This is a genomic window from Actinomadura sp. BRA 177, from assembly GCF_013372625.1.
Taxonomy (GTDB): domain Bacteria; phylum Actinomycetota; class Actinomycetes; order Streptosporangiales; family Streptosporangiaceae; genus Spirillospora.
Genome location: NZ_JABXFD010000152.1, coordinates 1 through 10,447 on the forward strand (window position 1 = coordinate 1; position 10,447 = coordinate 10,447).

Genomic DNA, 10,447 nt, shown 5'->3' on the forward strand with positions numbered 1-10,447 from the left:
CGTTGTGTGGCCGCTTGGTGGGCAGCGTGAGATGTGGAGAAGAGCCAGGCAGGCTGCTGCGCGGCCTTCTGCTCGCGCTCGGCGCGCGTCGCCGCGGCCTCGCCCTTGTAGATCCACACCTTGACGCCGATGCGGCCGAACGTCGTCCGGGCCTCGTAGAAGCCGTAGTCGATGTCGGCGCGCAGCGTGTGCAGCGGGACCTGGCCCTCGCGGTAGAACTCCGACCGCGACATCTCGGCGCCGCCGAGGCGGCCGCCGCACTGCACCTTGATGCCCTTGGCGCCGGACTTCATCGCGGACTGGATCGCCTTGCGCATGGCGCGGCGGAACGCGACCCGGCTGGACAGCTGCTCGGCCACGCCCTGCGCGACGAGCTGCGCGTCGATCTCGGGGTTCTTCACCTCGAGAATGTTCAGCCGGACCTGCTTGCCGGTCAGCTTCTCCAGGTCGCCGCGCAGGCGCTCGGCCTCCGCGCCGCGGCGGCCGATGACGATGCCCGGCCGGGCGGTGTGGATGTTGACCTCGACGCGGTCCCGGGTGCGCTCGATGTTCACCTTGGAGATGCCCGCCCGGTCCATGCCCTTCTGCAGCATGCGCCGGATCTGGACGTCTTCCTTGACGTAGTCCTTGTAGAGCTTGTCGGCGAACCACACGGACTTGTGGTCGGTCGTGATGCCGAGCCGGAACCCGTGCGGGTTGATCTTCTGACCCACTACCGGGCCCTCCTCGTCTTCTTACCGCCGCCGGCCGCAGTGGCCTCTTCACGCGACTCCACGACCACCGTGATGTGGCTCGTGCGCTTGTTGATGCGGTAAGCCCGGCCCTGGGCGCGGGGACGGAAACGCTTGAGCGTCGGCCCCTCGTCCACCCACGCACGGCTCACGACGAGCGTGTCCGAGTCGAGCTTGAAATTGTGCTCGGCGTTGGCGATGGCACTCGCCAGCACCTTGCCCACCGGCTCACTCGCAGCCTGGGGGGCGAACCGCAGCACCGCCTGAGCCTCCGCGGCAGGCAGGCCGCGGATGAGGTCCACCACGCGGCGGGCCTTCCTGGGCGTGACGCGGATGTACCGCGCCTGGGCCCTGGCTTCCATCGCTGTTCCTCTCCGTACGATCTCTGCTCTGCCTGCTAGCCGCGACGGCTGCGGCGGTCTTCCTTGACGTGGCTGCGGAACGTGCGCGTCGGCGCGAACTCGCCGAGCTTGTGTCCCACCATCGCGTCGGTGATGAACACCGGGACGTGCTTGCGGCCGTCGTGCACGGCGATCGTGTGACCGATCATGTCCGGCACGATCATGGAGCGCCGCGACCACGTCTTGATGACGTTCTTGGTGCCCTTCTCGTTCTGGACGTCCACCTTCTTCATCAGGTGGTCGTCCACGAAGGGGCCCTTCTTAAGGCTACGTGGCATGACGAGCGACTCCTACCGCTTCTTCTTGCTGCGACGACGGACGATCAGCCGGTCGCTCGACTTGTTCGCCTGGCGAGTGCGGCCTTCCTTCTTACCGGCGGGGTTTACCGGGTGGCGGCCACCGGAGGTCTTGCCCTCACCACCGCCGTGCGGGTGGTCGATCGGGTTCATGGCGACACCGCGGACGGACGGGCGCTTGCCCTTCCACCGCATCCGGCCGGCCTTGCCCCAGCTGATGTTGGACTGCTCGGCGTTGCCGACCTCGCCGACCGTCGCGCGGCAGCGCACGTCCACCATCCGCATCTCGCCGGAGGGCATGCGCAGCGTGGCGTACTTGCCCTCCTTGGCCAGCAGCTGGACGCCGGCGCCCGCGCTGCGGGCGATCTTGGCGCCGCCGCCGGGGCGCAGCTCGATGGCGTGCACGACCGTACCCGTCGGGATGTTGCGCAGCGGCATGCAGTTGCCGGGCTTGATGTCGGCGCCCGCGCCGTTCTCCACCCGGTCGCCCTGCTTCAGGCCGCGCGGGGCGAGGATGTAGCGCTTCTCGCCGTCCACGTAGTGCAGCAGCGCGATGCGCGCGGTGCGGTTCGGGTCGTACTCGATGTGCGCGACCTTGGCCGGCACGCCGTCCTTGTCGTGCCGGCGGAAGTCGATCAGGCGGTAGGAGCGCTTGTGCCCGCCGCCCTGGTGCCGGGTCGTGATGCGGCCGTGGTTGTTACGGCCGCCCTTCTTGGGGAGCGGACGCAGCAGCGACTTCTCCGGCTCGTCCCGCGTGATCTCGACGAAGTCGGCCACGCTGGAGCCGCGACGCCCTGGAGTCGTCGGCTTGTAGTTACGGATGCCCATCTTTTTCGTTCATCCCTTTATCTGCTCCGGGGCCTCGGCCGGTTAGGCCGGGCCGCCGAAGATGTCGATCCGCTCGCCCTCGGCCAGGCTGACGATGGCGCGCTTGGTGTCCTTGCGCTTGCCGTAGCCGAACCGGGTGCGCTTGCGCTTGCCCTGCCGGTTGAGCGTGTTCACGCTCGTCACCTTGACGTCGAACACGGCCTCGACGGCCTGCTTGATCTGCGTCTTGTTGGCGTCCGGGCGGACGATGAAGGTGTACTTGTTCTCGTCCAGCAGCCCGTAGCTCTTCTCCGAGACGACCGGCGCGATGATGATGTCGCGGGGGTCGGCGATCTTGTTCATGTTCGACCCTCCTTACTTCTTCGCCGCGCGCGAGATGAACTCGTCGTACGCCGTCTTCGTGAAGACGACGTCGTCGTTCACCAGCACGTCGTAGGTGTTGAGCTGGTCGGAGACGAGCACGTGCACACTCGGCTCGTTGCGCAGGCTCTTCCAGGTCAGCTCGTCCTCGCGGTCCAGGACCAGGAGGACGCGCTTGGCCTCGGTGACCTCGCGCAGCGCCTTCAGCGCCGTCTTCGTCTTCGGGGCGTCGCCCTCGATGAGCCCGTCCACGACGTGCACCCGGCCGAACCGGGCGCGGTCGGACAGGGCGCCGCGCAGCGCGGCCGCCTTCATCTTCTTGGGCGTCTTCTGCGTGTAGTCCCGCGGCTGCGGGCCGTGCACGATGCCGCCGCCGGCGAACTGGGGCGCGCGGATCGAGCCCTGGCGGGCGCGGCCGGTGCCCTTCTGCCGGTACGGCTTCTTGCCGCCGCCGCGGACGTCGCCGCGGGTCTTGGTGGCGTGCGTGCCCTGGCGCGCGGCGGCCAGCTGCGCCACCACGACCTGGTGGATCAGCGGCACGCTGGTCTTCGCGTCGAAGACCTCGGCGGGCAGGTCGATGTCGAGCTTGGAGGTCACTTGCCCGTCCCCTTCACTGCGTCGCGGACCAGCACCACGCCGCCGTTGGGACCGGGAACCGCGCCCTTGATGAGCAGCAGGTTCTTCTCCGCGTCGATGGCGTGGACGGTCAGGTTCTGCACGGTGGTACGGGCGTTGCCGTGCCGTCCCGCCATGCGGAGGCCCTTGAAGACGCGACCGGGGGTCGCGCAGCCGCCGATCGACCCCGGCGAGCGGTGCTTGCGCTGGGTGCCGTGCGAGGCGCCGAGGCCCTTGAAGCCGTGGCGCTTCATGACACCGGCGGTGCCCTTGCCCTTGCTGGTGCCGGTCACGTCGATCCTCTGGCCGGCCTCGAAGACGTCGGCGGTGATCTCCTGGCCGAGTTCGTACCCGGTGGTGTCGTCCGCCCGCAGTTCGACGAGGTAGCGGCGCGGCGTGACGCCGGCCTTCTCGAAGTGGCCCGTGCGCGGCTTGTTCACCTTGCGCGGGTCGATCTGCCCGAACCCGATCTGGACGGCGGTGTAGCCGTCCTGCTCCTGGTTCTTGAGCTGGGTGACGACACACGGCCCGGCCTGGACGACGGTCACCGGAACCATCCGGCCCTCATCGTCGAAGACCTGGGTCATGCCGAGCTTCTCGCCCAGGACGCCCTTCCTCTGCGTACTCATCTCGGTGCGTCCCTTAGAGCTTGATCTCGATGTCAACGCCGGCCGGAAGGTCGAGCCGCATCAGCGAGTCGACCGTCTTGGGCGTCGGGTCGATGATGTCGATCAACCGCTTGTGCGTGCGCATCTCGAAGTGCTCGCGGCTGTCCTTGTACTTGTGCGGCGAGCGGATGACGCAGTACACGTTCTTCTCGGTCGGCAGCGGCACCGGGCCCGCGACCTTGGCGCCCGTCCGCGTCACCGTCTCAACGATCTTCTTCGCGGAGGTGTCGATGACCTCGTGGTCGTAGGCCTTGAGCCGGATGCGGATCTTCTGTCCCGCCATGGTGGCCTCGGTGTCCTTTGCTGTAGTGCCGCTGTTACTTCAGTGGTCGTGACGCGGCGGCCCAGTTGCCGGGTTCCCGGCGGGTGGGCCGCCGCGTTACGAGAGGTGCTACTTGATGACCTTGGTGACGCGACCGGCGCCGACCGTCCGGCCACCCTCGCGGATGGCGAACTTGAGGCCCTCCTCCATGGCGACGGGCTGGATCAGCTCGACGCGCATCTCGGTGTTGTCGCCCGGCATGACCATCTCGGTGCCCTCGGGGAGGTTCACCACGCCGGTGACGTCCGTGGTCCGGAAGTAGAACTGCGGGCGGTAGTTGTTGAAGAACGGCGTGTGCCGGCCGCCCTCGTCCTTGGACAGGATGTAGACCTGCGCCTCGAACTCGGTGTGCGGGGTGTTCGTGCCCGGCTTGATGACGCACTGGCCGCGCTCGACGTCCTCGCGCTTGATGCCGCGCAGGAGCAGGCCGACGTTGTCGCCCGCCTGGCCCTGGTCGAGCAGCTTGCGGAACATCTCGACACCGGTGACGGTGGTCGTGGTCGAGTCGGACTTGATGCCGATGATGTCGACGGTCTCGTTGACGTTGACGACACCGCGCTCGATGCGGCCGGTCACGACGGTGCCGCGGCCGGTGATCGAGAAGACGTCCTCGATCGGCATCAGGAACGGCTTCTCGGTGTCGCGCACCGGCTCCGGCACGTTCTCGTCGACGGCGGTCATGAGCTCGACGATGGACTCGGCCCACTTCTCGTCGCCCTGCAGCGCCTGGTAGGCGGAGACGCGGATGACCGGGACGTCGTCGCCCGGGAACTCGTACTCGGAGAGCAGCTCGCGGACCTCGAGCTCGACGAGCTCCAGGATCTCCTCGTCGTCCACCATGTCGCACTTGTTCAGCGCGACGACGATGTAGGGGACGCCGACCTGGCGGGCCAGGAGCACGTGCTCCTTGGTCTGCGGCATCGGGCCGTCGGTGGCGGCGACCACCAGGATGGCGCCGTCCATCTGCGCCGCACCGGTGATCATGTTCTTGATGTAGTCGGCGTGCCCCGGGCAGTCGACGTGCGCGTAGTGGCGGGCCTCGGTCTGGTACTCGACGTGCGAGATCGAGATCGTGATGCCGCGCTCGCGCTCCTCCGGCGCCTTGTCGATGTCCTCGAACGGCGTGAAGGGGTTGAGGTCCGGGTACTTGTCGTGGAGCACCTTGGTGATCGCCGCGGTAAGCGTGGTCTTACCGTGGTCGATGTGTCCAATGGTGCCGATGTTCACGTGCGGCTTCGTCCGCTCGAACTTGGCCTTCGCCACTGGTTGCTCCTTGTTGCGATCCTCGGCCGTCTAGACGACCGCTTCGGTGTACGTCTGTGTGATCTGTGGGCAGGCCCGGAGCCTTACGCCTGATGAAAAACCTGCTCGACGACCCGCCGCCCGCCGCCGCACGGGGCACTCTCGGCGGCGGCGGCCCGACTTCGCAGATTTTTCATCATTCGCCCCGCGCCTTGGCGATGATCTCCTGCGCGACGTTCGTGGGAACCTCGGCGTAGGAGTCGAACTGCATCGTGAAAACAGCCCGGCCCTGGGTCTTGCTGCGCAGATCACCCACGTAGCCGAACATCTCCGACAGGGGCACGAGCGCCTTGATGACGCGCATGCCGTGCCGCTCGTCCATGGACTGGACCTGACCGCGGCGGCTGTTGAGGTCGCCGATCACGTCGCCCATGTTCTCCTCGGGCGTGGTGACCTCGACCGCCATCATCGGCTCCAGCAGCGTGGGGGACGCCTTGCGGGCGGCCTCCTTGAACGCCATGGAACCGGCGACCTTGAACGCCATCTCCGATGAGTCGACATCGTGGTAGGCGCCGTCCTGCAGGGTGACCTTCACGCCCACCATCGGGTAGCCGGCGAGGACACCGAACTCGGCGGCCTCCTGGCAGCCCGCGTCGACCGACGGGATGTACTCCCGCGGGATGCGGCCACCGGTGACCTTGTTCTCGAACTCGTAGCCGTCGGACCCGCCGCCCAGCGGCTCCAGGTCGATGATCACGCGGCCGAACTGGCCCGAGCCACCCGTCTGCTTCTTGTGGGTGTACTCGACCTTCTCGACCTTCTTGCTGATCGTCTCGCGGTAGGCGACCTGCGGCTTGCCGACGTTGGCGTCGACCTTGAACTCGCGCTTCATCCGGTCGACGAGGATCTCCAGGTGGAGCTCGCCCATGCCGGAGATCACGGTCTGGCCGGTGTCCTCGTCGGTGCGGACCGTGAAGGACGGGTCCTCCTCGGCCAGCCGCTGGATCGCGGTGCCCAGCTTCTGCTGGTCGGCCTTGGTCTTCGGCTCGATCGCGACGTGGATGACCGGCGCCGGGAAGGTCATCGACTCCAGCACGATCGGGTTCTTGTCGTCGCTCAGCGTCTCGCCGGTGGTGGTCTGCTTGAGCCCCATCACCGCGACGATGTCGCCGGCGCCCGCGCGCTCGATCTCGGTGCGCTTGTTGGCGTGCATCCGGTAGATCTTGCCGATGCGCTCCTTGCGCTCCTTGACGGAGTTCATCACGTTCGAGCCGGACTCCATCACGCCGGAGTAGACGCGCACGAAGGTCAGCTTGCCCAGGTGCGGGTCGCTCGCGATCTTGAACGCCAGCGCGGAGAACGGCTCGTCCTCGCTCGGCAGGCGCTTGAGCACCTTCTCCTCGTCCCGGACGGCGTGGCCCTCGATGGCCTCGACGTCCAGCGGGGAGGGCAGGTAGCGGACGATCGCGTCCAGCAGCGGCTGCACGCCCTTGTTCTTGAAGGCCGTCCCGCAGGTGACCGGGGTGAGCTTGGCGGCGATGGTCGCGCGGCGGATGCCGGCGTGGAGCTGCTCGATGGTGGGCTCGTCGCCCTCCAGGTACAGCTCCATGATCTCGTCGTCGTTCTCCGCGAGGGTCTCGACGAGCTTGTCGTGCCACTCGCGCGCCTGCTCGGCGTGCGACTCGGGGATGTCGAGCGTGTCGTACATCTCGCCGAGCTTGGCCTCCTCGTTCCACACGAGGGCCTTCATGTGCACCAGGTCGATGACGCCCTTGAAGTCGGACTCGGCGCCGATCGGGAGCTGCAGCGCGAGCGGGGTCGCGTTCAGCCGGTTCTCGATCATGTCGACGCAGCGGTGGAACTCCGCGCCGACCCGGTCCATCTTGTTGACGAAGCACATGCGGGGCACGTCGTAGCGGTCGGCCTGGCGCCACACCGTCTCGGACTGGGGCTCCACGCCCGCGACGCCGTCGAACACCGCGACCGCACCGTCCAGCACCCGGAGGTTGCGCTCCACCTCGACGGTGAAGTCGACGTGCCCGGGGGTGTCGATGATGTTGATCGTGTGATCGGTCTCGTCCACGGCCCAGTGGCAGGTCGTGGCCGCCGACGTGATCGTGATGCCCCGCTCCTGCTCCTGCTCCATCCAGTCCATGGTGGCGGAGCCTTCGTGGGTCTCACCGATCTTGTAGCTCATCCCCGTGTAGTAGAGGATGCGCTCGGTCGTCGTGGTCTTGCCCGCGTCGATATGGGCCATGATCCCGATGTTGCGGACCCTGGCCAGGTCCACACCGGTTTTGGTAGCCACTGTCGTCCTCGCGTCGTCTCGTCGTTGCAGTTCGCCGGGGTTACCAGCGGTAGTGGGCGAAGGCCTTGTTGGACTCCGCCATCTTGTGCGTGTCCTCGCGCTTCTTGACAGACGCGCCAAGACCGTTGCTCGCGTCGAGCAGCTCGTTCATCAGCCGCTCGGTCATGGTCTTCTCGCGGCGCTGCCGGGCGTACACCACCAGCCAGCGCAGGGCGAGCGTGGTGCTGCGGGCCGGCCGCACCTCGACGGGGACCTGGTAGGTCGCGCCACCGACGCGGCGGCTGCGGACCTCCAGGGTCGGCTTCACGTTGTCGAGCGCGCGCTTCAGCGTGACGACCGGGTCGTTGCCGGTCTTCTCGCGCGCGCCCTCAAGGGCGTCGTAGACGATGCTCTGCGCGATGGAGCGCTTGCCGTCCAGGAGAATCTTGTTGATGAGCGCGGTGACCAGCGGCGAGTTGTACACCGGGTCAGCGATCAGCTGGCGCTTGCCAGCAGGGCCCTTGCGCGGCATCAGCTCTTCTCCTTCTTCGCGCCGTAGTGGCTGCGGCCTTGCTTGCGGTTCCGCACGCCCTGGGTGTCGAGCGCACCGCGGATGATCTTGTACCGAACACCCGGGAGGTCCTTCACACGGCCGCCGCGCACGAGCACGATCGAGTGCTCCTGCAAGTTGTGACCGACGCCGGGGATGTAGGCCGTGACCTCGATCCCGCTGGTCAGCCGGACACGGGCGACCTTGCGAAGCGCGGAGTTCGGCTTCTTGGGCGTCGTCGTGTAGACGCGCGTGCAGACGCCCCGGCGCTGGGGGCTGCCCTTGAGCGCGGGCGTCTTGTTCTTGGTCACCTTGTCCTGGCGGCCCTTTCGGACCAGCTGCTGGATCGTGGGCACCGCGTCTCCGTCTTCCTCGTACCGAGCCGGTAAGTCTTATTGCTGCAATCACCACCTCAGGCGAGGCTGTGACCTGCCGGTTTCCCGACCTCTCCGACCCACGCGGTCGGGCGTGTCGCCAGCTCACGGAAATACACCCGCGCGAAACCGACACAGACCGCCCGGCCCCTCAAAGGGCCGAATCAAGCCGGGGAGTAGATGCGGCGCTGGGGCTGGCCTACCGGCCTCGCCGACGCACACGCACAGTGGCCCGCAGAGCGGGCGCAAGTGAAGAGATTACCGACCCGCACGCCAAAGTGCAAAACAAAGAGGCCACTACCGTGGGCGACCCTGCGGCACAAGCCCGCGGAGCGGTGAGGACGCTCGTCCCCTAGTTCATGAACGGCGCAATGCCGACGGATGTTCCCGTCCCCGAGGCCGAGCCCCGGGAGGAGCACCCGTCGGCATTGTGTCCCACGTTCCCGCTGTTGGGAAGACGTGGGCGAAGCTTTACCGCGATTTCGGGCGGTGGCTCCGCGGACCTGCCGGGCGGTCTAGAGGACGAAGGCGACGACCAGGACCACGAGGATCACGACGATCGCGACGCCGCCGACGATGAGCCAGAGCATGTTCTTGCCGCCGCCCTTGCCCTCCTCGGCGCCGGCCGTCCCGTAGGCGGGCTGCTGCCCGTACTGGCCCTGCTGGGGCTGCTGACCGTACTGACCGGGCTGGCCGTAGGGCTGCTGGCCGTACTGCTGCTGCTCGCCGGGCTGCCCGTACTGCTGGGGCTGGCCCTGCTGGTCGTACTGGCCCGGCTGGCCGTAGCCCTGCTGCTGGTACGGCTGGCCGTACTGCTGCTGCTCGCCCGGCTGGCCGTAGGCCTGGTGCTGCTGCTCGGCGGGCTGGCCGTAGGGCTGCTGCTGGCCGAACTGCTGCTGCTGGGGTGCTTGCGGCTGCTGCTGGCCCCACTGCTGCCGGCCGATGTCGAGCCGGGTGCTGTCGGCCATGCCGGGGGTCTCGGCGGGCCGCTGCTTGGACGGGTCGAACGCCTCGGTCGGGCGCGCGTCCTCGACATTGCTCTCGCCGGGCGGGGCGTACAGGTCGTCCACCGACGGCGAGGCGCCGGACGTGGTCGAACCCGCGCCGAAGCCCGACTCGGGCGGCGGCACCATCATCGTCCGCTCGTGGTCGGCCTGCCCCTGCAGCGGCGCGCCCTGCTGCGGCGCCTCCGGCGACCACGGCTCGGGCGTGGACGGCGGCGTCGGCGCCTGCCACGGCTCGGCCGGCGGGTCCTGCCGGCGCTCGGGGCCGGTGGCGACCGGGACGTCGGTGCCGGGCGACCAGTGCAGCGTCGCCTGGTCGTCGATCGGGGGCCGCTGCTGCTCGGGCTCGGGCGTGCCGGCGGCGGGACCGGGGACGATCACCGTGCGGTCGCCGGAGACGTCCTGCGGCGGCTGCTCGGCCGGTGCGCCGGACTCGGGCGGTGGGAAGCCGCCGGGCTGCCCGCCGAACGGCGGCTGCCCGTACTGCTCCTGCGGCGCGCCGTGCATCGGCTGCTGCGGGTACCCGAGTTGCTGCTGCGGAGGCTGCTGCCCGTACTGGGGCTGCCCGTACTGGGGCTGCTCGTACTGGGGCGGCTGGCCGTAGCCGGGCTGGGGCTGGCCGTACTGCGGCTGCTCCCCCGGTGGGACGTACTGCTGCGGGTCATGCGGAGGCGTGAAACCGCCCGGCGCCGGGGGCTGGCCGTAGGCGGGCGGCTGCCCGTACTGCGGCTGCTCCTGCGGGGCGCCGTAGGGAGGCGGTGGCGGAGGC

The 10,447-nt window shown here is 68.5% G+C and carries 12 protein-coding genes and 1 pseudogene; all 13 read right to left on the bottom strand.

The features are described from left to right. On the bottom strand, positions 1–713 hold a 713-nt coding region (rpsC, locus tag HUX53_RS04595), incomplete at its 3' end, for a 30S ribosomal protein S3 (RefSeq protein WP_309237050.1). Then, positions 713–1,093, bottom strand: a complete 381-nt coding sequence (gene rplV / locus HUX53_RS04600; RefSeq protein WP_176401923.1) for a 50S ribosomal protein L22 — start codon at positions 1,091–1,093, stop codon at positions 713–715. The genes rplV and rpsC, both read right to left, overlap by 1 nt. Before the next feature lie 35 nt (positions 1,094–1,128). Beyond that, positions 1,129–1,410: a 30S ribosomal protein S19 gene (gene rpsS / locus HUX53_RS04605; protein ID WP_067807019.1), complete on the bottom strand. Its 282-nt coding sequence runs from the start codon at positions 1,408–1,410 to the stop codon at positions 1,129–1,131. Positions 1,411–1,422: 12 nt separating this feature from the next. After that, positions 1,423–2,256 carry a 50S ribosomal protein L2 gene (gene rplB / locus HUX53_RS04610; RefSeq protein WP_176401924.1) on the bottom strand — a complete coding sequence of 278 codons (834 nt, stop codon included), beginning with the start codon at positions 2,254–2,256 and terminating at the stop codon, positions 1,423–1,425. Positions 2,257–2,298: 42 nt separating this feature from the next. Then, positions 2,299–2,598, bottom strand: coding sequence for a 50S ribosomal protein L23 (rplW, locus tag HUX53_RS04615; RefSeq protein ID WP_176401925.1), 300 nt, complete (start codon positions 2,596–2,598; stop codon positions 2,299–2,301). Positions 2,599–2,610: 12 nt separating this feature from the next. Continuing rightward, complete coding sequence (gene rplD / locus HUX53_RS04620) at positions 2,611–3,213, bottom strand: 50S ribosomal protein L4 (RefSeq protein ID WP_176401926.1); 603 nt, start codon at positions 3,211–3,213, stop codon at positions 2,611–2,613. Further along, positions 3,210–3,860 (bottom strand): 50S ribosomal protein L3, encoded by a 651-nt coding sequence (rplC, locus tag HUX53_RS04625; RefSeq protein ID WP_176401927.1) that lies wholly within the window; start codon positions 3,858–3,860, stop codon positions 3,210–3,212. Before rplC ends, rplD begins: the two co-directional genes overlap by 4 nt. Positions 3,861–3,873: 13 nt before the next feature. Then, the gene (gene rpsJ, locus HUX53_RS04630) at positions 3,874–4,182 is read right to left on the bottom strand and encodes a 30S ribosomal protein S10 (RefSeq protein WP_018657599.1); all 309 of its coding nucleotides are present in this window, start codon (positions 4,180–4,182) and stop codon (positions 3,874–3,876) included. Between the two features lie 108 nt (positions 4,183–4,290). Next, positions 4,291–5,484 carry an elongation factor Tu gene (tuf, locus tag HUX53_RS04635; protein ID WP_176401928.1) on the bottom strand — a complete coding sequence of 398 codons (1,194 nt, stop codon included), beginning with the start codon at positions 5,482–5,484 and terminating at the stop codon, positions 4,291–4,293. Between the two features lie 175 nt (positions 5,485–5,659). Next, entirely contained in the window at positions 5,660–7,771 is a 2,112-nt protein-coding gene (gene fusA, locus HUX53_RS04640; RefSeq protein WP_176401929.1) for an elongation factor G, read from the bottom strand. Positions 7,772–7,811: 40 nt separating this feature from the next. Next, positions 7,812–8,282: a 30S ribosomal protein S7 gene (gene rpsG, locus HUX53_RS04645; protein WP_021597494.1), complete on the bottom strand. Its 471-nt coding sequence runs from the start codon at positions 8,280–8,282 to the stop codon at positions 7,812–7,814. Next, positions 8,282–8,656: a 30S ribosomal protein S12 gene (gene rpsL, locus HUX53_RS04650; protein ID WP_089324469.1), complete on the bottom strand. Its 375-nt coding sequence runs from the start codon at positions 8,654–8,656 to the stop codon at positions 8,282–8,284. The genes rpsG and rpsL overlap by 1 nt, the downstream gene beginning before the upstream one ends. Positions 8,657–9,189: 533 nt before the next feature. Then, positions 9,190–10,447 (bottom strand): annotated as a pseudogene (locus HUX53_RS04655) (hypothetical protein); the annotation flags it as partial.